Raw genomic sequence first — 21,306 nt, 5'->3', positions numbered from 1 at the left:
CACGGTGGAAAGCACCGTCTTCGGTCGCATTCATGGCTGCGGGGAAACGGTCCTAAAAACCGGTCCTAACGCCCCTTTCGGGGCGGTCCTAAAACCGGAAATTATCTAGGAAAAGCAGTGAATGGCGCGCCCGAAAGGATTCGAACCTCTGACCCTCAGATTCGTAGTCTGATGCTCTATCCAGCTGAGCTACGGGCGCGTGGCAACGGAACGGAACGGCGGGAGCCGCGTTCGGCTGACGGATGTCGAATTAGCGAGTCGGGCCGCGCTTGGCAACCCCGTTCTCGCGACTTTCTTCGCGGATTTTTTTTAAAGGTCGCGGCCGGGCCTTTCCCGCCAGCCGGCCCGGGAGGCCGACGCCATGGTGCGAGACCTCGCCGGGCTGCCGCCGGAGCCGGCGTCCGGCACCGCCTCCAGCATACTGACCGTCAGCCCATCCTGCGCGACCAGACGCGGTCATGCAGCGTCATCCCGGCCAGCATGGCGACCACGAAAAGCGCGACCGGGGCCAGCCCCAGCGAGAGCGAGGCCAGCGCCGGGCCCGGACAGAAGCCGGCCATGCCCCAGCCCACCCCGAAGATCGCCGAGCCCAGCACCAGCCGCCGGTCCACCGGTGACGTCGCCGGCAGATGGAACTGCTCGTCGAAGACGGGGCGCCGCAGGCGCTTCAGCACGGCCATGCCGACGAGCGCGACCATGACCGCCCCGCCGAGCACGAAGGCGAGACTCGGATCCCAGGCCCCGAAGAGATCGAGGAAGCCACGCACCCGGGCAGGATCGAGCATGCCAGACATGGCGAGGCCGAGGCCGAAGACGGTGCCCGCCGCCAGGGCGGTGATCACTTGCGCGAATCGGTTCATGGCGCAGCGAGCCTCATCAGGGTAACGGTGACGATGCCGGCGAGAAGGAAGGTCGCGACCGCGACCGCCGAGCGCGGCGAGAACCGGGCGAGGCCGACGATACCGTGACCGCTGGTGCAGCCCGAGCCCATCCGCGTGCCGAACCCGACCAGGAGCCCGGCGAGCGCGATCACCGGCAGCGAGGCCGTGATCGTCACCGCTGGCCATTGCCCGGTGGCGAGCCGGTAGAGCGGTGGCCCGACGAGGAGCCCGATGACGAAGGCCGCATTGGTCGCGGCCTGCGTGCCGAGCACGAGCCGTCCGAGAATGCCGCTGATCCCGGCGACACGACCGTTCAGGAGCAGCAGCATGACGGCCGACAGGCCGATCAGCATGCCTCCTGCGAGCGATGGCAGATAGACCGTCATTCCGGCGCCTCCTCAGTACAGAAGATCTGGTGCAGCGTCTCGACCAGCCGCGCGGCCTTCGCCGCCGTCAGCCGGTAGAAGATCTGCTTGGCGTCGCGGCGCGTCTCGACCAGCCCGGCCTCGCGCAGCACGGTGAGCTGCTGCGACAGGGTCGGCTGGCGGATGCCGAGCATCTCCTCGAGCTGGCCGACCGAATATTCGCCCTCGACCAGGGTGCAGACCAGCATCAGCCGGTTGCGGTTGGCGAGGGTGCGCAGCAGTTCCGCCACCTCCCCTGCCTTGGTGGCGAGCTCTGCCCTGGTGTTCGCCTGTTCGGCTTGCATCGTCATCGCATCTCAGCCCCAGACCGCGCCCGGCAATGCGTCGAGCGGGATCTTCAGATAACGCCGGCCATTGCCTTCCGGCTCCGGCAGCCGGCCACCCCTGATGTTCACCTGCAGGGCATGGAGGATCAGCTTCGGCATCGGCAGCGTCTTGTCCCGGGCTTGGCGCAGCGCCACGAAGGAGGCTTCATCCTGGCCGGCGATATGCGGGTTGGCCCGCTTCTGCTCGCCGACTGTGCTCTCCCAGCGCGCTGCCCGGCCGCCCGGGCGATAGTCATGGCCGGTGAACAGCCGCGTCTCGTCGGGCAAGGCGAGAATGGCCTCGATCGAAGCCCATAGCGCCTTGGCGCTGCCACCGGGAAAATCCGCCCGCGCCGTGCCGGAATCCGGCATGAACAGCGTGTCGTGGACGAAGGCCGCATCGCCGATCAGATAGCTCACCGAGGCCAGGGTATGGCCCGGCGAGAACAGCACCGACGCCTCGAGCGATCCGAGCCTGAAGCGTTCGCCCGCCGCGAAGACCTTGTCCCATTGCGAGGCGTCGGCCGGAAAATCCGGCCAGTTGTAGAAATCCTTCCACAGACGCTGAACCGCGACGACCTCGGCGCCGATCGCCGTCGGCGCGCCGGTCTTCGCCTTGAGATAGGCGGCGGCCGAGAAATGATCGGCATGCGGATGGGTGTCGAGAATCCACTCGACGGTGAGGCCCTGCTGCGCGACATAGGCGAGGATGGTATCGGCACTGACGGTCGCGGTCGCGCCCGATTTCTCGTCGAAATCGAGCACGGGATCGATGATCGCACAGCGCGCCGTCGCCGGGTCTGCGACGACATATTGCACGCTGCCGCTGCGCGGCTCGTAAAAGCCCTTGACCTGCGGACTGCGGGCGCCCTCGCGGTCGAGCCAGGCTTTTGCGCCGGCAAGATCGAAGCCGAAGCGTGCGCCGAAACCCTGCACCTCCTCGGCCCTCATCCGTCCGCCCAGGACCTCGCCGAGCACATGCAGGGTCAAGGAGCGCATACCACCCTGGCAATGCGCCAGCACCGGCTCCGGCGCCGCGGCGAGCGCCGCCTGGAAGGCCTCGACATCGGCCCGGGTGATGGTCGTCCCGGTCACCGGTACGAAGCTGTAGGCCAGGCCCGCCTCGGTGGCCGCCTGCCTTTCGGCGGCCGAATCTGGCTGGCCCGGTTCCTCGCCATCGGGACGGTCGTTGACGATGGCCTTGAAACCCCGCGCGGCGAGGGACTTGAAGTCGACGAGGGAGGGCTGCCCAGCGACCGCAAGCCTCTCGGATATCTCGACGATTTTCATGGCGGCTCCCGTGGCTCGAAATTCAATATACATTTTCATATAATATATAATGACAGCTTGCAACCCCTTCGTCGCGCCACGCGGCCCCTCCCCGCTCTCATCGCGCGTTGACGCCGCCTCATTCCCGCCCTACTCGTAAACGCGACGGTTCCCTCACGGGATCAAAAGGGAACGCAGTGCGGGTGGCTCGCCACCCCATGCTGCGGCTGCCCCCGCAACTGTAAGCGGCGAGCCTTTCGCCATACGCCACTGGGGCCTCGGCCCTGGGAAGGCGGTGAGAAGGCGCTGACCCGCGAGCCAGGAGACCTGCCGTCAGTCGTGGTCACACGCGAACACGTTCGGACGGGGTGTTTCGATCGCTGGTTCACTTGCGCGCAACCCTTTCGGGTGCGGGCGGGAGATCGCGTTCGCGGTGACGTGCCACAACGTTGACCGCCGAGGTTTCTTCCGTGCTCCCCTTCCCCCAGACCGCCCTGCGCGGCCCCCTGCCGTTCGCCTTCCTGCTGCTCGCCGGCACCTCGTTGAACCCCCTTGCCGCCGGGGCCCAGTCGGGACCTGAAACGATCCGGCTCGACGAGGTCGTGGTCAGCGCCACCGGCACGCCGACCCCGGCACGCGAGGTCGCGAGCTCCGTCACCGTCATCACCGCCGACCAGATCCAGCGCGAGCAGCGCCGGACGCTGCCGCAGGCGCTCGCCGCCGTGCCGGGCCTCAACATCGTCCAGATCGGCGGCCCTGGCGGTCAGACCTCGGTGTTCATGCGCGGCACCAATTCGAACCACGTCAAGGTGCTGATCGACGGCATGGAGGCCAACGACCCGTCGACGCCGAACCGGTCCTTCGATTTCGGCTCGATGCTGACCGACGACGTCGAGCGCATCGAGGTGCTGCGCGGCCCGCAGAGCGGCCTCTACGGCGCCAACGCGATCGGCGGCGTGATCTCGATCGTCACCAGGCGCGGCGAAGGGCCGCCAAAGGCGACCGCGCGCGTCGAGGCCGGCTCGCACGGCACCTTCAACCAGGCCGTAGGCTTCAGCGGCGGCGACGACCGTTTCAACTACGCCTTCAACGTCTCCCATATGCGCTCGGACTCGACCGATTCCGTGCCGCCGAACCTGATCCCGCCGGGCGTGCGCGTGAAGCCCAATGCCTATGACGCCTATAGCTACTCCAGCCGCCTCGGCTTCGCCTTGACCGACACGCTCAGCGTCAACTGGGTCGGCCGCTATACCGACGGGCAGTTCCGCTCGACCTATGACAGCGGCTTCCCCAGCCGGCCGACATCCTATCGATCGCTTTCGAACTACGCCCAGGCCTTCACCCGCGGCGAGGTGGTCTGGGATCCGCTGGGAGGTCGCTTTGTGAACCGCTTCGGCGTGTCCTACTCGAACCAGGATCGCTCCTACCGCTCCCCCGACGCATTCGGAGCCCTCGGCCTGCCGACGGAGAATCTGGGTGAGCGGACCAAGCTCGATTGGCGGGGCGATCTCGAACTCGCCAAGGGGCACATGCTGATCGGCGGCCTCTCCTATGAGCGCGAGCGGCTGGACACCCCCAGCCTCACGGCCTCGAACGGCAACAAGGCGGCCTATCTCGAATATCAGGGCAATGTCGCCGACCGCTTCTTCCTGGCCGCCAACATCCGTCACGACCACGATGACAGCTATGGTGGCCACACCACCTACCGGATCGCGCCAGCCTACATCGTTCCAGGAACCGAGACCAAGCTGAAGGCGAGCTATGGCACCGGTTTCAAGGCGCCGACGCTCGCCGAACTCTTCATCGACTACCGGCCGGGCTTCAACTTCTTCGGCAACCCGAATCTCAAGCCGGAGGAAAGCCGTGGCTGGGACGTCGGCTTCGAGCAGCCGCTTCTGGACCGGCGCGTTCAGTTCGGTGCGACCTGGTTCCAGAACGACATTCAGAACCTGATCGCGACCAACGCGGCGCGCAACTCCTACGCCAATATCGGAAAGGCCGAGACGAAGGGCGTCGAGTCCTTCGCCGCGCTGCAGATCTCCGAGCAGTTGCGTGTCAGGGCCGACTACACCTTCACGCTCGCCAAGGATGAGGTCGCGCAACAGGGACTGCTGCGCCGGCCGCGTCACAAGGCAAGCGGCACCGTCACCTGGACCCCGATGGAGAAGCTCAGCCTCTCCGCGACGCTGATCTATGTCGGTCCCTGGGTCGACGGGAACCGGGACTTTTCGGTGCCTCGCCTGAAGGCCAAGGGCGCGACGCTGGTCAACCTCGCCGCCGAGTACAAGGCCACCGACAAGGTCACGGTCTTCGGACGCGTCGACAACCTGTTCGACAAGCGCTGGGAGAACCCCGTCGGCTTCCTCGTGCCCGGCTTCGGCGCCTTCGGTGGCGTCAAGGTCGCGTTCGGCGGATGATGGCGGACCGCCGCTCCAAACGCGCCCTCGGCGCAGCGCTCGTGGTCGCGAGCCTCGTGCTCGCGGCTACGCCGGCAGCGGGCGCGAGGCCGGAGCGCATCGTCTCGCTCAACATGTGCACGGACGAGCTCGTGCTGCGCCTCGCCGATCCCGCGGCGATCGCCTCGGTGACCTGGCTCTCGCAGGACCCGCGCAACGCCAATATGGCAGAGGCGGCCCGTCGGTACCCGGCCAATCACGGCCTCGTCGAGGAATTGCTGGCCTTCCGGCCCGATCTCGTCATCGCCGGGAGCTTCACCACCCGCAACACCGTCGCGCTGCTGAGGCGCGTCGGCGCACCGGTCAGGGAATTCGGCGTGCCGCGCGACCTCGGCGGGGTCAAGGCCCAGATCGCCGAGATGGCGGCGCTGCTCGGAGAGCCGGCCCGCGGCGAAGCCCTGATCGGCGAGATCGACGCCCGCCTCGCGTTCCTGGCGCAGCGTATCGGCAAGGAGCGGCCAAAGGCGCTGGTCCTGCGGCCGAACGGCTTCACCGTCGGGCGCGGCTCGCTCGTCGACGAGATCCTGACCAGAGCCGGCTTCGTCAACCTCGCCGCCGAGCTCGGCATCGACAATTACGGCCAGATCGCCCTGGAGACCGTGGCGCTCGGCGAGGCCGACATCCTGATCCTCAACACCAGCGAGGGCGGCCCGCCCTCGCTCGCCCATGAGATCCTGAACCACCCGCTGATCGGCAGGCTCGGCGACCGGCTGAGGCTCGTCGCCCTGCCCTCCAGGCTCTGGACCTGCGCCGGGCCGGCGGTGATCGACGCCATCGAAATGCTGATCGATGCGGCCGCCGCGCCGCGCAAGCCCAGGAGCGGACCGTGAACCCCGCCGCCACCGCCATCGCCACGGAAAGTCGCAGCCGCTATCGCTTTCTGGTCGCGCTGCTGACCGCCCTGCTCCTCGCCATGACGGCGCTCTCGGTCGCTGTCGGCTACGCGGATCTCGACCTTGGCGCAGCTTTCAGCGACTGGCTGGCCGGCCGCGCCAGCTTGCCGGCACTGGTTCTCGTCGAGTTGCGCCTGCCGCGCGCCTTGCTCGGCGCGCTCGTCGGCTTCAGCCTCGGCTTGGCGGGCGCCGCGATGCAGGGGCTGCTCCGCAACCCGCTGGCCGAGCCCGGCCTGCTCGGCATTTCCAGCGCCGCCGCCTTCGGCGCGGTGGCGATGTTCTATTCCGGCTTCGCCGGCGCCTTCCTGCTCGCCTTGCCGCTCGGTGGCATTGCCGGCGCGATGCTGGCGACGCTCCTGCTCTACGCTCTGAACGGGCGCGGCGCCGGCACCATGGCGCTGATCCTCGCCGGCGTCGCGATCAACAGCTTCGCCGGCGCGATGACCTCGCTCGCGCTCAATCTCGCACCGAACCCCTATGCGGCGCTCGAGATCGTCTTCTGGCTGATGGGCTCGCTCGCCGACCGCAGCATGGCCCATATCTGGCTGGTGCTGCCCCTGATGCTGCTCGGCTGGGCACTGCTGCTCTCCAGCGCCACCGCCCTCGACGGGCTCACCCTCGGCGAGGACACCGCCCGCAGCCTCGGCTTCGATCTCGGCTGGCTGCGCGCCCGGCTGATCGGCGGTGCCGCGCTGGCGGTCGGCGCCTCGGTCGCCGTCACCGGCGCGATCGGCTTCGTCGGGCTCGTCGTGCCGCATCTGCTGCGCCCGCTGGTCGGGCATCGCCCCGGCCGGCTGCTGCTGGTCTCTGGGCTCGGCGGCGCGATCCTGACGCTCGCCGCCGACATTGCCCTGCGGCTGATGCCGATCCGGCCCGAGCTCAAGCTCGGCGTGGTCACTGCCCTGATCGGCGCACCCTTCCTGTTCAGCCTGATCCAGCGGATGCGGAGGGCGGCGTGATGCAGATCGAAGCCAGGGACATCGCGGTCAGCCTCGGCGGCAAACTGGTGCTGCGCGGCATCGACCTTTCTTTGCGGGCTGGCGAGATGGTCGGCCTGATCGGCCCGAACGGCGCCGGCAAGACGACCTTGCTGCGTGTGCTCGCCGACCTGCTTCCGGCCGACGCCGGAAGCTTGCGCTATGACGGCCTCACCGCGAGGGCGCTCGGGCGCAAGACGTTGGCCAGGCGCATCGCCTTCCTGGCGCAGGGCGGCACGGTGCACTGGCAGATGCGGGCCGGCGCCGTCGTTGCGCTCGGCCGGCTGCCGCATCGCCGCCCCTTCGCCGATCAGAACGCAGCCGATCACGCCGCGATCGCGCGCGCCATGGCGGCCGCCGATGTCACTGGCTTCACCGAGCGCACGCTCGACAGCCTCTCCGGCGGAGAGCGCATGCGCGTCCTGCTGGCGCGGGCGCTGGCGGTCGAGGCCAGGATGCTGCTGGCGGACGAGCCGCTCGCCGGGCTCGACCCGCTCCATCAGCTCGAGGCGATGGCGCTGCTGCGGCGCACCGCACATGCCGGCGCCGGCGTGGTCGTCGTCCTGCACGATCTCAGCCTCGCCGGCCGCTTCTGCGACCGCCTCGTCCTGCTCGACCAAGGCCGCGTCTTGGCCGACGGCGCCCCCGATTCCGTTCTCGACGACGCCAATCTCGCCCGGGCCTTCGGCATCGAGGTCGCGCGCGGCGCACAGGACGGCCAGCCCTATGCCCTGCCCTGGCGACCGATCCCCCGCAAAGACGAGACTGCCTCATGACCAAGCGCGACATCACCGGCTTCATCCGCGAGCAGTTGCGGACGCAGAGTTCGCAATGGAATCTCGGCACCTTCGGCGCCATCGCCGAGTTCCAGCGCGATCCGGACGAGGCTTTCGTCCTGACCGACGAGCCCGGCCGGCTCGCCGCGACGACCGCACGTGGCGGCGTCGGCTTCGGCGATCTCTCTGCCGTCCGGCTCTTCGCCTCGGAGACCGCGATCGGCCAGAGCTGGAGCCACCGCATCTCGCTCTGCCTGCCGGCCGATGCCTGCGCCATGAACCGCCGTACGGTCCTGACCGAGCTCGGGCCCGACAGCGAGGCGCTCCGGCCACAGGACCGGGACGGCATCCTGTTCGACATGGGGCTCGGCACCTTGCAGGCCGATATCTGCATCCGCACCGCCGATCCCGGCCTGATCGGGACCTTACGCGCGGCGGCAGGGCGCTCGCTGTTCGAGTCCGGCAATCCCGCCATGGCCGCGATCGTCGCCGCCGGGCCGCATCGCGTCTTCATGGCGCGCTTCGGCCGCTGCGAGGTCTACCAGCCGATCCCGCCGGCCGACGGCAAGAGCCCCGAAGGCCCGCACACCCATGTCCTGCCGAAGCTGCTGCGCTCCGGCCGCACCCATGCCGCGACCGAGCCGGTGCCAGACGGCTTCGTGCCTTGCGCCCATCTCGTGCCGGCCCATCCGCTCAAGGATGGCCTCGGCCATCGCCGCCCCTGGGACCAACAGGCCCATGACGCCTTCCAGGCCATGCTCGGCGAGTACGGCGATGTCCGCCTGCTCGCCCTGAAGTCACGGCTCGCGGCCGCCATGGCCTCCGGAGCTCCGGCCGATGCGGCCGCGATCCCGGATGACCGTTTCGCCCGGCACGCCGCGAGGGTGCTGCTGCGCCAGATGCTCCAGAGCGGACATGCACCGGCGGCAAGCTGGACCGCCCTGCTCGAACGCGAGACCGGCGATGGCGACGAGGCAGCGGCCGCGGCAGACGATTACGGCCATGGCTGAAGGAAGGCCGGCGACCGGCGGGTCCGAACGCGTGTTCGAGCCGGCTGATCTGTCCAGCAGGAGCTTCGTCATCCCGGACAAGCGGCGAAGCGGCGCAGATCCGGGATCCACCTTAGGGCTATCGCGCTTTACGATGGATCCTGGGGCAAGCCCGGGATGACGTTCTGGATTCCAGCAAATGCGCTAAAGGCTAGCCCTGCCCGAGCTCCGCGTTGAGCTCCTGCGCCAGGCTCTCGTCGAGCGGCGCGCCGTCGGTCCAGCAATGCCGGACGATCGCAATCTTGCCGGCGTCGATCAGTGAATTCTCGTCGCCGGGCTGGCTGCTCTGCGGCCGGCCGCGCCTGATCCGCCAGACCGTGCGCTCGGGATCGTCCGCGACGATGTCGGCAGCGCCGGCGATCTTGTCGCGGCCGATCCGGGCCAGCCCGATCTCGGCAGGCAAGGTCTTGGGGAGGTTGACGCTGAGCCAGGCGCCCTCGCGCGCCCACTGCCCACGCCGCGCCCACAGACTGGCGAGCAGGGCCGTAAGCGCCGCGACGTCCTCCTCGCCATAGCCACCCTCCTTGACCCGCGACAGGCCGATCGCCGGCACGCCCCAGAAACAGGCCTCGCGCGCGATCGAGAGCGTGCCGGAATAGGCCGCGTCCTCACCGGTATTGCGGCCATGATTGACGCCCGAGAGCAGGAGGTCCGGCCGGCCGCCATCGCGGAACAGCACGGTCATGGCGCCGACGACGCAATCGGCCGGCGTGCCCGAGAGCGCGTAGACCTGGTTTTCGCGCCGCGTCAGCACGAGGTCGCGGTCTAAAGAGAGATGGTGGCTCGCCGCCGTCCATTTGCGCTCCGGCGCCACGACCCAGACATCGGACCAGAGGCGCGCGGCGGCGCGGCGCAGCAGGGCGATGCCCGGCGCGTCGATACCGTCGTCATTGGCGATCAGGATACGCATGGTTCAGCCTCAGATCTCGATGATGTCGCCCGGCTTGGGTGTAGGGTTGAGGCCCGGAATGCTGCGGGCCAGTGCACGCGCCGTGGCGGCGTCGCAGGAATGGGCCAGCACAACCGGTGCGCCATTGGCGGCGGCGAGCGCGGCATTCTCGGGCAGGGTCGGATGGGTCGGGAAGCGCAGCCATTGCGCCTTGCCCGCCGCCAGCAGGGCATCGCCAGGGCTGCCTTTCGGCACATGCCCGGTGAGCAGGACCGGCTGGCCCTCCGTCCGGGCCTGCGCGAGGGCGGCCGCCGAGGGGCCGGCCAGCCCCATCCCGTCATGGCAGAGCAGCGCCGCCTTCGGCAGCTTGTCGCCTTCGCGCCAGAGCAGCGCACCCGCGAGCTTGCGCGATAATTCGTCGGCAATGCCCGGAACCAGCCATTGCGTCGCGGCGATCTGCAGCGCCAGCGGCGCCTGCATCGAAGGATGGATCGCGATCGGCGTGTCGATCAGCGCGATCAGCTCGACGGAGCGGCCGGAAAGCGGCGTCGGCAGCACGGCGCCGCCCGGCTGCGCCTCGAGCCAGCGCGTCACGGCGAGGCCGCGTTCCCAGGCCGGCACCCGGTCCTCGCCATAGGAGGCGTCGAGCAGGAGAAGGTCGCAGGGCGGCATCGCGTCCATCGCGAAGACCGGGCTCGCCGGCACCACATCGCCGCAATAGCCGAGCCGGCGGCCATCGGCGCTCAGATGGCACCAGACCCCGCCGACGACATGGCCGCTGCGCCCGGTCTCGATCGCGATAGACCCGAGCCGGAAGGGCTTGCCCGCCTCGATGATCTCGAACCTCACCGCCTGGGCGAGCGCTCGTTCCTCGGCCGTGGCATAGGCCTGCAGCGTCGCATCGGTTTCGGCGGCAGCCTCGGCCGTCATCAGGATCCGGCCGGAAAACCCGTTGGCCAGACACCAGCCGAGCGCCCCGATATGGTCCTCATGCGCATGGGTGACGATGATCGCCTCGGTGGCGGCCAGCTCCTCCGGCGAGATCGCCGGATAGTAGCCCGGCCCGCGCGGCGCGCTGGTATCGACCCCGACATCGAGCAGAAGCCGGGTCGTGCCATGCGCGACGCCGATGCAGGTGCGGCCCTTCTCGCCGACACCGCCGTGAATTCTGAGCTTCATGCCGCGAGTTCCGGCTCCGGAATGACCCAGCCATCCCTGATATCGAGACGTATCGTTTCGCCGGGTGCGGCCGGCACCGGCTCGGGCGCGTCAAGATGCAGCACGGTCTCCTCGCTCGCCAGCGGGCGCACCTCCATGCGGAAATAGCCGCCCTGATAGGACAGGCGCTCGACGCGCGCGGCGAGGCCGCCCGCACCCGGAGCGATCGAGAAGTCGCGGGCCCGCAGACAGATCTTGGCCTGCGCGATCGCCGGCTGGTCGGACCGGCAGCGCATCACCGCTTCGACGCCGAGCACATCGACCTTGCAATGCCCCGCCTCAGGCTTCGAAAGCAGGCGCGCCGGCAGCACCATACCCTCGCCGATGAAGCCTGCCACCGTGGTGTTCGCCGGCTCGCGATAGAGCAGCGAGGGGCTGGCAAGCTGGAGCAGCCGGCCGCGGTCCATCACCGCGATCCGGTCGGCCAGCGCCATCGCCTCGGCCTGGTCATGGGTGATGTAGACCATGGTCGTGCCGGTGCGCTCGTGGAAGCGCGAGAACTCCTCCTCCATCGAGGCGCGCAGATGCACGTCGAGATTGGCGAGCGGCTCGTCGAGCAGCACCAGCGACGGCTCGGTGACGAGGCAGCGCGCCAAAGCGACGCGCTGGCGCTGGCCGCCCGAAAGCAGGCCCGGGCGCCGTTCGGCAAAGCCGGTGAGGCCGACGAGATCGAGCGCCGCGGCGACGCGCCTTGCACGCTCGGGGTCGCGCACGCCGGCGACCGTCAACCCATAGGCGACGTTTTCCGCCACGCTCATATGCGGCCAGAGCGCATAGGACTGGAAGACGATGCCGAGCTTGCGATGCTCCGGCGGCACATGCCGCTCGGGCGAGGAGAGCAGCCGGTCGCCAATGGTGATTTCGCCGCCATCGAGCTTGTCGAAGCCGGCGATCTGGCGCAGCAGCGTGGTCTTGCCGCAGCCGGAAGGGCCGAGCACCGCAATGAACTCGCCATCCTCGACATCGATGGAGACGTCGTCGAGCGCCGTATAGGACCCGAAATATTTGCGGGCCCGGTCGATCTTCAGTCGCGCCACGGCAGCACTCCCTGTGGCAGTTTCTTGGCGAAGAGCAGGGTCGAGAGCATCAGCCCGATGGTGACGAGGACCGTCACCGCCGCCAGTGCCGAGGCATAGGTCGAGTCGCCGCCCTGCTCGAAGGAGAACACCACCACGCCGAGCGTCTCCGTACCGGACGACCAAAGCAGGGCCGAGACGGTGAGCTCGTTGAAGGCGGTCAGAAAGATCAGCAGCGCACCCGCCACCGCCGCCGGCGCGACCAGCGGGAAGATGATGGTGACGAGCCGGCGTAGCAGCCCGGCACCGGCGATCTGGGCGGCTTCCTCCAGCGTCCGATCGAGCTGCAGATAGCCGCTGATGATCGGGCGCAGACCGAGCACCAGGAAGCGCGCGAGATAGGCGAAGACGATGATCCAGATCGTGTTGTAGAGCGAGAAGCCGAGCAGCGGCAGCGGCTTCAGGAAGAGCAGGATCGCGGCGATGGCGAGCACCACGCCCGGCATCGCATAGGGCAGCTCGGCAGCGACGTTGAGCAGGCGTAAGAGCCGCGACTTCTTCCAGACGATGAAATAGGCGAGCGGCACGCAGATCACCACGATCAGGATCGCGGCGGCGCCCGACATCAGGAAGCTATTGACGAAGGCGCGCTTCGAGGCGGCATGCTCAAGCAGCACATAGGCATAGTTGGCGAGCGTCGCGGTTTTTGCATTGAGCGGCACGCCGAAGGCCGGGATCAGCGAGGTCGTGATCAGGCCGAGAAAGGGCAGCGCCAGGATCAGGATCGCGACGGTCCAGAGCAGGATCTCGACCGGTGCGCGCCAGCGCCCGAGCTCGAAAGGCCGCGCCGCGCTCGACGTGGTGGTGATCCGGAAATCGCGCCGGCGCAGCATGAAATCCTGCAGCAGGATGCCGACCATGGCGATGAGGCCGATCAGCAGCGAGAGGATCGCGACCTCCGAGAGCACGCCCGGGCCGAGCCCGGCGAGGCGCTGATAGATCAGCGTCGGCAGCACCAGGAAATTGCCGGGAATGCCGAGAAAGGCCGGAATGCCGAAATTCCCGAGGCTAGAGACGAAGCAGAGCGCGATGCCGGCGATCAGCGGCGGCGTCATCAGGGGCAGTACGACGGTGCGCAGCACGGTGAGCGGGCTCGCCCCGGCGGCGAGGCCGGCCTCGATCAGCTCCTTCGGCAAGGCGCGCAGGCCGGCGCGCAGGGTCAGGAAGACCAGCGGCGCGTATTGCAGCCCGAGCAGCAGGATGATGCCCTCGCGCGAATAGAGCGGGTTCCTGCTGCCGAGCGGCGGCGCCATGCCGATCAGCTTGAGCAGCGTGCTCGACGGGCCGAAGAGCTGCAGCCAGGCCAGTGCCGTGACCTGCGGCGCGATCATCAGCGGCAGCACGAAGCAGAAGGTGAAGGCGTTGCGGGCGCGGATATCGGTCAGCGTCGTCAGCAGCGCCACCGTGCCGCCGAGCAGAACCGCGAGCACGGTGCCGGCGATGGCGGTGACCAGGCTGTTTGCCGTCGCCGTCCAGGTGGTCTGGCTGGCGAGGACCTTGCCGAGCGAGGAGGTCGAGAGCGCGCCGCCCGGCGCCAGCCCCTCAAAGACCAGCCGGCCGATCGGCAGCAGCGACAGCGCCGCGACGAGCAGGACGAGTCCCCAGAGGAGACCGGTCTCCACGACGCGCGTACGCGTCGTGGCAGCATCCACTAGGGACATGGGGCCGGTCTCAGTTGCCGAACATGGTGGCGAAGCGGGCCTTGTCGGCCTCGGTCGCCTTGACCACGGCCGCGATATCCGAGGCCATGACGTTGATCTTGGTGCCGGCCGGCAGCCAGGACGGCGAGCCGACGCTCGGCTTGGCCGGGATATAGCCCATGGTGAGCGCGAGCTTCTGGCCCTCATCCGAGAGGATGAAATCGACGAAGGCCTTCGAAGCCGCCTCGTTCTTGGTCGTCTTCAGGATCGCGACCGGCTCGGTGACCGCGGGGGCGCCTTCCTTCGGGAAGATGAACTCGACCGGCGAGCCCTGGGCCTTGGCGTTGAAGGCCATGAAGTCGACCAGCACGCCATAGGTCTTCTCGCCGCTGGCGACGGCGCGCAGCACGGCGCCATTGCCGCGCACCGCGACGGCCTCGTTGGCCTTGAGCTGCTCGAACAGCTTCCAGCCGAGATCGGGCCTCGCCGTCATGGTCGAGAGCATGATCGCGGCGGCGCCCGAATAGAGCGGGCTCGGCATCGAGATCTGGCCCTTCAGCTCGGGATTGCCGAGATCGTTCCACGAGGTCGGGCGGGTCTTGGCGCCGGTGTTGACGGCGATGCCGGTGGTGATCAGCTTCGAGCCGAAATAGGTCTTGTCAGCGTCGAACGAGCCGGGCTGCAGCCCGTCGACCTTGGCGCCGGAATAGGCGAGCAGGCGGCCATCCTTCTTCAGGATCTCCATGCTCGCCGCATCGGCGATCAGCAGCACGTCGGCGCGCGGCTGGCCGGCCGAGATCTCGGCCGCAAGCTTGCCCATGACTTCCGTGGTGCCGGAGCGGAAGATTTCGACCTCGACCTTGGGATAGGCCTTCTTGAAGGCGGCCGTCGTCTGCGCCGCGTCCTTCTCCGGCTGCGAGGTGTAGAGCACGAGCTTGCCCGCCGGCGCCTGGGCGAAGGCGGGGCTTACGGCCAGGAAGCCGCCGAGCGCGGCGATGACGAGGCTGCGTCTGGTCTGGGTCATTTTCTGTCTCCTCCGTTGTCTTCGTCGTCCTTGCCGCCTTAGGACGCCGGACGATCTTCGTCACTGTCGGGTAGCGGATCGTCGTTTCGGCCGCCGCATCGGGTCTGTAGCGCAGCTCTCGGCTTTCATCACAGGAGAACTTCCGGATTCTCCAGTGCCTCGCGCAGATCGGCCATGAAGCGCGCCGCCGTCACTCCGTCGATGATGCGATGGTCCGATGACAGGGTGAAGTTCGCCATCGGCCGCAGCACGATCTGCCCGTCCCGTCCGACTGGCTTCTCGACCGTGCGGCCGACGGCCAGGATCGCGCCCTGCGGCGGGTTGATGATCGCCGTGAAGCTGTCGACGCCGTACATGCCGAGATTGGAAATAGTGAAGGTTCCGCCGCCGAGCTCGGCCGGCGTCAGGCTGCGCTTGGCGACGCCCTCGCGCAGCCGCGCGAACTCCCGCGCCATGGCCGGCATGTCCATCGTGCCGGCGTCGCGCAACACCGGCACGACGAGATCGCCTTCGCGCTCCATGGCGATGCCGACATCGATGCGCTGATGGAAGCGCGTCGCCTCGCCTTCCGCCGAGGCGTTGAGCAGCGGGTGATGGCCGAGCACGCCGGCGGCGATCCGGGCGATCAGCACGGTCAGGCTCGGCTTCGGCGCGCCGAGCCGCTCATGCCTGGCGGCGAGCCGGCGCAGAAGCGCCTGCGCGGCGCTCATCTCGATTTCGCTGGAGAGATAGAAATGCGGCGCCGTGCGCATGCTCTCCGAAAGCCGCGTCGCGACGATGCGGCGAATGGCGGAGAAGGGCTTCAGCGTGTCGGCCGGGGCTTCGGCGCTGCGGCAGGTCGCGGCGGCACCATCGACTGCGACCGGTGCGGGAGCTGCCACCGCAGCGATATGGCTGCGGACATCGGCCTCGCCGATCCGCCCGCGTGGACCGGAGCCGGCAATGGCCCTGAGGTCGATGCCGTTCTGGCGCGCGACGCGGCGTGCGAGAGGCGTGGCGCGCAAGCCCACTGGAACAGCGCCGGCAGCGACGCCATTGCTCGCCTGGTTCGCAACGACTGTGGCCGTGGCGGAGGGCTGCGAAGCGGGCATCGCCGCAGGCTTTGCCGCCGGTGCCGCATCCTGCGTCTCGCCGTCGAGATAGATCCAGGCGACGGGCGTGCCGACTGCGATGGCGATGCCGGTCTCGGCCCGGATGCGGCGGATGGCCCCGCTCGCCGGCGCCTCGACCTCCATCACCGCCTTGTTGGTGCCGATCTCGAAGATCGTTTCGCCCTGGCGGACCTGATCGCCCTCCTTGACGTGCCAGGCCTCGATCGTGCCGGTCTCCATGTCCATGTCGACCTTGGGGAGGATGACCTCGACTGGCATCAGGCCTCTCCGCGGCGCAGGAGGTTGAGCGCGGCGGCGAAGATGTCGTCCTCTTGCGGCACCGCCGCCTTCTCCAGCACCGGATTATAGGGGATTGGCGCATCGACTCCGCCGAGGCGGACGATCGGCGCGTCGAGGAAGTCGAAGACCTCGCTCTCGGCGATCATGGCGGAAATCTCCGCGCCGATGCCCATGGTCTTGACGCCCTCATAGACCACCATCAGCCGGTGGGTCTTGCGCACGCTCTCGGCGATCGTGGTGAAGTCGATCGGGCGGATCGAGCGCAGGTCGATCACCTCCGCCGAGACGCCTTCATCCGCAAGCCGGGCGGCGGCCGCCTGCGCCTTCAGCGCCATGATCGAGGAGCCGACGATGGTGATGTCGGTACCTTCGCGGCGGATCGCCGCCTTGCCGATCGGCACGCGATAGGGCTCGGCCGGGACATGGCCCTTGGTCTTGTAGAGCAGCTTGTGCTCGAAGATCATCACGGGGTTCGGATCGTCGATCGCCGCCAGCAGCATGCCCTTGGCATCGTGCGGCGTGCTCGGCTGCAAGACCTTCAGCCCCGGCACATGGGCGAACCAGGCTTCCAGGCTCTGGCTGTGCTGGGCCGCGGCCCCGGTGCCCGAGCCGCCGGGCAGGCGCACCACCATCGGCACGCTCGCCTTGCCGCCGAACATGAAGCGGATCTTCGCCGCCTGGTTGACCAGCTGCTCCATGGCGAGCGTGACGAAATCCGAGAACTGGATCTCGACGACCGGCCGCATGCCGGTGATCGCGGCGCCGACCGCCGCCCCGGCGATGCCGAGCTCGCTGATCGGCGTGTCGATGACGCGCTCGGCGCCGAAGCGGTGGACGAGATCGCCGGAGACGCCGAAGGCGCCGCCATAGACGCCGACATCCTCGCCGAACAGGAAGACTCGGCTGTCGGCCTCCATCGCCTGGGCCAGCGCCTCGCGCACGGCCTCGGCATAGGAAAGCTCGCGCAGCTCCGCGGGCGCTTCGATCAGCTCAGATGGCATAGACGTCACGGGTCAGGTCTTTCGGATCGGGGTCCGGGCAGGTCCGGGCGAACTCGACGGCGGCATCGATCTCGCGCTGGGCGTCCTCTTCGAGCTTCATCAGCGCGGCAGCGTCGAACCGGTCATGGGCCTTGAGTTCGTCCTCGAGCCGCCGGATCGGATCCTGCGCCCGCCATTCCTCGATCTCTTCCTTGCTGCGGTAGAGATTGCGGTCGCTCTTGGAATGGCCACGCCAGCGATAGGTCTTGCACTCGATCAGCGAGGGGCCGCCGCCCTGGCGAGCCCGCTCGACCGCTTCTCGCGCCACCGCGGCGACGCCGGCGAGATCGTTGCCGTCGAGGCAATGGCCCGGCATGGCATAGGCGCTCGCCCGGTCGGCGACATTGGCGACCGCCATGGCGCGGGCGATGTCCATCGACATCCCGTATTTGTTGTTCTCGCAGACGAAGACGACCGGCAGCTTCCAGATCGAGGCCATGTTGAGCGCCTCGTGGAAGGCGCCCTCGTTCGAGGCGCCGTCGCCGAAGAAGACCATGCAGACCCGGCCGTTCTTCTGCGCCTTGATGCTCATGCCGACGCCGACCGCGATCGGCAGGCCGCCGCCGACGATGCCGTTGGCGCCGAGATTGCCACCCTCGACATCGGCGATGTGCATCGAGCCGCCGCGGCCCTTGCAGTAGCCGGTCTCCTTGCCGAAGAACTCGGCGAACATCAGCTTCGGCTCGGCGCCGCGCGCGATGCAGTGGCCATGGCCGCGATGGGTCGAGAGGATGTAGTCCTGCGCCTGCAGCGGCAGGGTCGTGCCGACCGCGCTCGCCTCCTGGCCGATCGAGAGATGCATCGTGCCGTGGATCAGCCCGCGCATATAGCTCGCCTCGGCCGCCTCCTCGAACTTCCGGATCAGGTGCATCCGGGTCAGCGCGGTACGCAGCGTCGCATCGTCGAGCGCCGCGAGCTCCGGCCGCTGGTTCGGCCGCGCCGTCTGCGCAGAACCTGTCTTCATGTCGTTCATGCCTGCATTCCCCCGCCGAGCGCGGCGACCATCGCGTCCTGCGCCCGTCGCACCTCGACGATCTTCAGGCGTTGATCGGGCGTGGCATCGGCCAGCGTGATCAACTCGCCCTTGCGTACCGCCCGCGTCATCGTCGCGCCCTGGGCGAGCCCGATCGGCAGCGCATTGCGCGCCTGCGCATCGGCCCGCGACAGGGCAAAGCCGCGATAGGCATATTCGCCGATCGCATCGAGCGTCTCGCCGACCGCAAGGTCGCGCTTGGCGACGCAGCCAACCTCGGCGCTCGGCACCGGCAGCGGACGCATATGGGACAGCCCGAACAGCGCGGCAGCTGCCGCCGAGAGCGGCACTTCCAGGCTGGTCAGGTGATAGGGCCGGAAGAAGGAATAATACGGTCCCGGCCCGAGATGCAGGTCGCTCATCCGCTCGCGCACCCTGGGATGGCGCATCTCGGCGACGCAGAACACGCCGGGCGCGACGCCCTTGGCGACAGTGAAATCGACGACGCCCTTGCGCGAGAGCAGGCCGCCCTCCTCCTTCGGACAGAAATAGTTCTGCAGCTCGGCGCGCGGCGCCTCCGGGCCGTGCATGCCCGGAATGTCGGGCACGAAGCCGCAGGCATTGGCGATCGCGACCATCTCGACCATGGTCTTCGAGCCGTCGACGAACTCGACCAGCATGCGCGGATTCATGTTCCGCCGGGTCGCTTCCTCGACATAGTCGGCCGGCACCGCCTCGATCCGGAACGGGTTGTTCTTGCCCTTGCCGGCGGCGACGACCGGATAGCCCATGGCGCGGACGAAATTGATCAGCTCCATCGCCGCCGCAGGCTCGTCGCCAGCACCGAGCGTGTAGACCACCCCGGCCTTCGCCGCCTCGGCGGCGAGATAGGAGCCGATGGTGATGTCGGCCTCGACATTCATCATCACGATGTGCTTGCGCGCCGCGATCGCAGCGAGCGCGACACGCGAGCCGGCCTCGGGATTGCCGGTCGCGTCGATGATCACGTCGACGACCGGCGAATTGCAGACGAGGTCGAGCGAGGTCGTCGCGGCGATGCGGCCCTTGCGCTGGGCGGTTTCGATCCCGGCCGCGTCGGAGACGGTCTCGGCGGCCGAGCCGGCGAGCGCCGCCGCCTGCACCACGCGCTCCGGCGCGATGTCGGCAACCGCGGCGATCGCGATGCCGGGCATCTGCGCGATCTGCACGACGATATCGGTGCCCATCTGGCCGGCGCCGATCAGCCCGACGCGGACCGGCCTGCCGGCCCGCTCGCGCTGCTCCAGCGCCTCGGCCAAGGTCAGCCCGGCCGTCGGCGACGCACCCATCGGAGGCGAAAATGCTGCCGCCATCGTCCGCTCATCTCCTCCCGGGAAGGATGGATCCTTGGAACATATGTTCATTCAACCAGACAAAAGGTCATTGCGTCGGTACTGTCAAGCGATCAGGATCGCGCCGGGATTGCCGAACCGCCGCCGGGAAGCGATGGTGCGGCGCGACGACGAGGAAACGACGGGAACTTCATGGCGCTGGAAGAGGAAGCCCGGGCGACAACGGAGCTGGTCGCGGACGCCAAGGTTCGCGCGGCCTGGCTCTATTATGTCGAGGGCCTGACCCAGGAGCAGATCGCCGAAGCGCTCGGGCTGAGCCGGGTCAAGGTCGTTCGCATCCTCGCGGCGGCACGCAATGAAGGCATCGTCCGCATCCGCATCGATGCGCGCTCGGCCAGGCAGGCCGCATTGGAGCGCGGCCTGGTCACGGTTTTCGGCCTGGACGAGGCGATCGTCGTGCCTGCGGCCCGCGATGCCGCCAACGTCCCCGCCCTGGTCGGCTATGCCGCCGGGCTCTGGCTGTCGGACATGCTAAAGGACAGCATGTCACTCGCCGTCGGTTGGGGCGAAACCCTGCACCAGGCGCTGCGCGGCATGCAGCCGCGCCAGATCGAGGCGATGTCGGTGGTCTCGCTGCTGGGGGGGCTGACCCATTCACGCAGCATCAACCCCTCCGCCGTGGCGCGCCGCGTCGCCGACATGTTCGGTGCCGACTGCTTCCAGCTGACCGCGCCGGTCTTCGTCTCGAGCGCCGAGATTCGCGATGCGCTCTGGCGCGAGCCGACCCTGCGCGCTTTGCGCGACCGGGCCCGCGCCGCCGATGTCGCCCTGCTCAGCATCGGCAGCCTCGGGCGGGATTCGACGCTGTTCCGCGAGGGGCTCGTACCGGAATCGGATCTTGAATCGCTGCGCGCCGCCGGTGCGGTCGGCGACCTGCTCTGCCATTTCATCGACGCCGAGGGCAGACCGGTGGACCACCCGGTGAACCGGCGTATCATGGCAGTGAGTCCATCCGATCTGACCGGGATCGGACTGGTCGCGATCGCCGGCGGCGGCGCCAACAAGGCCCCGGCCATCCGGGCAGCGCTGCGAGCCAGCGCGGCACGCGTCCTGATAACCGACGAAAGCGCGGCCGACGCGCTGTTGGCGAATATGGGGCAGAAGCATGACTGAGCGGCGCGAGGGCGGCGGACCGCGCCGGACGATCGGCACGGGAGCGTCGAGACCAGGCGGCAATCTGCAGCAACTCGCGCGCCATTCGCTGCAATTCCGGCCCTCGGATGTACGCCTCGTGCTCGAGCGGGTGCATTCGCATCTGGTCAAGCCGCGAATGAGCGCGGAGGAACTGCTCGACGTGGTGCGCGGCCTCGGCTTCGACAGCATCGAGGCCTTCGGCACCCGCATCGGGCTCGAACAGCGCACGGCCGAGAGCTGGTCGCGCTACGGCCTGTCGCGCGATGCCGCCCAGATTCTCCTCGCTCTGCTGAGCTATCGCCAGCGCCTCCTCGAGGCGATGGATGATTTCGAGAAGGAGACGCAGATCCCGCTCGACGGCTTCTTCGAGAACCACAAGCTGCCCTGAGCCCGGCGGAGCGCGACATGGTTCCGGCCGCCGGCCTTGACAGGGGCCGACACGGATTGCTGCCGAGGCCAGGATCATCGACCGACAACGGAGATCCGCTTTGACGACGAC

At 68.6% G+C, this 21,306-nt stretch carries 20 protein-coding genes, 1 tRNA gene and 1 riboswitch; of the genes, 7 read left to right on the top strand and 14 right to left on the bottom strand.

Features of this window, described 5'->3' with window-relative positions:
• Window positions 1-122 precede the first annotated feature (122 nt).
• The 5 genes from J0J10_RS08150 to blh form a co-directional block, all read right to left on the bottom strand.
• Window positions 123-199 (bottom strand) — tRNA-Arg (locus tag J0J10_RS08150).
• Window positions 200-428: 229 nt separating this feature from the next.
• The gene (locus J0J10_RS08145) at window positions 429-860 is read right to left on the bottom strand and encodes a YeeE/YedE family protein (RefSeq protein ID WP_291646023.1); all 432 of its coding nucleotides are present in this window, start codon (window positions 858-860) and stop codon (window positions 429-431) included.
• On the bottom strand, window positions 857-1,267 hold the full coding sequence (locus tag J0J10_RS08140; protein WP_291646022.1) for a YeeE/YedE family protein: 411 nt from the start codon (window positions 1,265-1,267) through the stop codon (window positions 857-859). Before J0J10_RS08140 ends, J0J10_RS08145 begins: the two co-directional genes overlap by 4 nt.
• Complete coding sequence (gene bigR, locus J0J10_RS08135; RefSeq protein ID WP_291646021.1) at window positions 1,264-1,596, bottom strand: sulfite-sensing transcriptional repressor BigR; 333 nt, start codon at window positions 1,594-1,596, stop codon at window positions 1,264-1,266. The genes J0J10_RS08140 and bigR overlap by 4 nt, the downstream gene beginning before the upstream one ends.
• A gap of 6 nt (window positions 1,597-1,602) precedes the next feature.
• The gene (gene blh / locus J0J10_RS08130; RefSeq protein WP_291646020.1) at window positions 1,603-2,901 is read right to left on the bottom strand and encodes a bifunctional sulfur transferase/dioxygenase Blh; all 1,299 of its coding nucleotides are present in this window, start codon (window positions 2,899-2,901) and stop codon (window positions 1,603-1,605) included.
• A 128-nt stretch (window positions 2,902-3,029) separates the two neighbouring features.
• Window positions 3,030-3,229, top strand: a riboswitch (cobalamin riboswitch).
• Between the two features lie 121 nt (window positions 3,230-3,350).
• Between blh and J0J10_RS08125 the strand changes: the two genes are divergently transcribed.
• The 5 genes from J0J10_RS08125 to J0J10_RS08105 all read left to right on the top strand — a co-directional run bounded on the left by J0J10_RS08125 (window position 3,351) and on the right by J0J10_RS08105 (window position 8,992).
• Window positions 3,351-5,297: a TonB-dependent receptor plug domain-containing protein gene (locus tag J0J10_RS08125; protein ID WP_291646019.1), complete on the top strand. Its 1,947-nt coding sequence runs from the start codon at window positions 3,351-3,353 to the stop codon at window positions 5,295-5,297.
• A complete protein-coding gene (locus J0J10_RS08120) occupies window positions 5,297-6,166 on the top strand; it encodes an ABC transporter substrate-binding protein (protein WP_291646018.1) in 870 nt (289 codons plus the stop codon). Before J0J10_RS08125 ends, J0J10_RS08120 begins: the two co-directional genes overlap by 1 nt.
• Before the next feature lie 83 nt (window positions 6,167-6,249).
• A complete protein-coding gene (locus tag J0J10_RS08115) occupies window positions 6,250-7,188 on the top strand; it encodes a FecCD family ABC transporter permease (protein ID WP_291646033.1) in 939 nt (312 codons plus the stop codon).
• Window positions 7,188-7,982, top strand: a complete 795-nt coding sequence (locus tag J0J10_RS08110) for an ABC transporter ATP-binding protein (protein WP_291646032.1) — start codon at window positions 7,188-7,190, stop codon at window positions 7,980-7,982. Before J0J10_RS08115 ends, J0J10_RS08110 begins: the two co-directional genes overlap by 1 nt.
• Window positions 7,979-8,992, top strand: coding sequence for a DUF6925 family protein (locus tag J0J10_RS08105; RefSeq protein ID WP_291646017.1), 1,014 nt, complete (start codon window positions 7,979-7,981; stop codon window positions 8,990-8,992). Before J0J10_RS08110 ends, J0J10_RS08105 begins: the two co-directional genes overlap by 4 nt.
• A gap of 190 nt (window positions 8,993-9,182) precedes the next feature.
• Here J0J10_RS08105 and J0J10_RS08100 read toward each other — a convergent pair whose 3' ends face one another.
• The 9 genes from J0J10_RS08100 to J0J10_RS08060 form a co-directional block, all read right to left on the bottom strand.
• Window positions 9,183-9,941 (bottom strand): 5'/3'-nucleotidase SurE, encoded by a 759-nt coding sequence (locus J0J10_RS08100; protein ID WP_291646016.1) that lies wholly within the window; start codon window positions 9,939-9,941, stop codon window positions 9,183-9,185.
• Between the two features lie 9 nt (window positions 9,942-9,950).
• Window positions 9,951-11,099, bottom strand: coding sequence for an MBL fold metallo-hydrolase (locus J0J10_RS08095; protein ID WP_291646015.1), 1,149 nt, complete (start codon window positions 11,097-11,099; stop codon window positions 9,951-9,953).
• Window positions 11,096-12,175, bottom strand: a complete 1,080-nt coding sequence (locus tag J0J10_RS08090) for an ABC transporter ATP-binding protein (protein ID WP_291646014.1) — start codon at window positions 12,173-12,175, stop codon at window positions 11,096-11,098. The genes J0J10_RS08095 and J0J10_RS08090 overlap by 4 nt, the downstream gene beginning before the upstream one ends.
• On the bottom strand, window positions 12,163-13,875 hold the full coding sequence (locus J0J10_RS08085) for an ABC transporter permease (protein ID WP_291646013.1): 1,713 nt from the start codon (window positions 13,873-13,875) through the stop codon (window positions 12,163-12,165). The genes J0J10_RS08090 and J0J10_RS08085 overlap by 13 nt, the downstream gene beginning before the upstream one ends.
• Before the next feature lie 10 nt (window positions 13,876-13,885).
• A complete protein-coding gene (locus J0J10_RS08080) occupies window positions 13,886-14,878 on the bottom strand; it encodes an ABC transporter substrate-binding protein (protein WP_291646012.1) in 993 nt (330 codons plus the stop codon).
• A 128-nt stretch (window positions 14,879-15,006) separates the two neighbouring features.
• Window positions 15,007-16,248: a dihydrolipoamide acetyltransferase family protein gene (locus J0J10_RS08075; protein WP_291646011.1), complete on the bottom strand. Its 1,242-nt coding sequence runs from the start codon at window positions 16,246-16,248 to the stop codon at window positions 15,007-15,009.
• The gene (locus J0J10_RS08070) at window positions 16,248-17,270 is read right to left on the bottom strand and encodes an alpha-ketoacid dehydrogenase subunit beta (RefSeq protein WP_291646031.1); all 1,023 of its coding nucleotides are present in this window, start codon (window positions 17,268-17,270) and stop codon (window positions 16,248-16,250) included. Before J0J10_RS08070 ends, J0J10_RS08075 begins: the two co-directional genes overlap by 1 nt.
• A complete protein-coding gene (locus J0J10_RS08065) occupies window positions 17,260-18,273 on the bottom strand; it encodes a thiamine pyrophosphate-dependent dehydrogenase E1 component subunit alpha (protein ID WP_465247170.1) in 1,014 nt (337 codons plus the stop codon). Before J0J10_RS08065 ends, J0J10_RS08070 begins: the two co-directional genes overlap by 11 nt.
• Before the next feature lie 5 nt (window positions 18,274-18,278).
• Entirely contained in the window at window positions 18,279-19,634 is a 1,356-nt protein-coding gene (locus tag J0J10_RS08060) for an NAD(P)H-dependent oxidoreductase (RefSeq protein WP_291646009.1), read from the bottom strand.
• A gap of 171 nt (window positions 19,635-19,805) precedes the next feature.
• Between J0J10_RS08060 and J0J10_RS08055 the strand changes: the two genes are divergently transcribed.
• Together J0J10_RS08055 and J0J10_RS08050 are read left to right on the top strand one after the other, a co-directional pair.
• On the top strand, window positions 19,806-20,786 hold the full coding sequence (locus J0J10_RS08055) for a sugar-binding transcriptional regulator (RefSeq protein ID WP_291646008.1): 981 nt from the start codon (window positions 19,806-19,808) through the stop codon (window positions 20,784-20,786).
• A complete protein-coding gene (locus J0J10_RS08050; protein ID WP_291633862.1) occupies window positions 20,779-21,195 on the top strand; it encodes a hypothetical protein in 417 nt (138 codons plus the stop codon). Before J0J10_RS08055 ends, J0J10_RS08050 begins: the two co-directional genes overlap by 8 nt.
• Window positions 21,196-21,306 lie beyond the last annotated feature (111 nt).

Origin of the sequence: Allobosea sp. (genome assembly GCF_017308075.1) — a bacterium.
GTDB lineage: Bacteria > Pseudomonadota > Alphaproteobacteria > Rhizobiales > Beijerinckiaceae > Allobosea.
The sequence above is the reverse complement of the archived record's forward strand: the minus strand, read 5'-3'. Positions and strand labels throughout refer to the sequence as shown.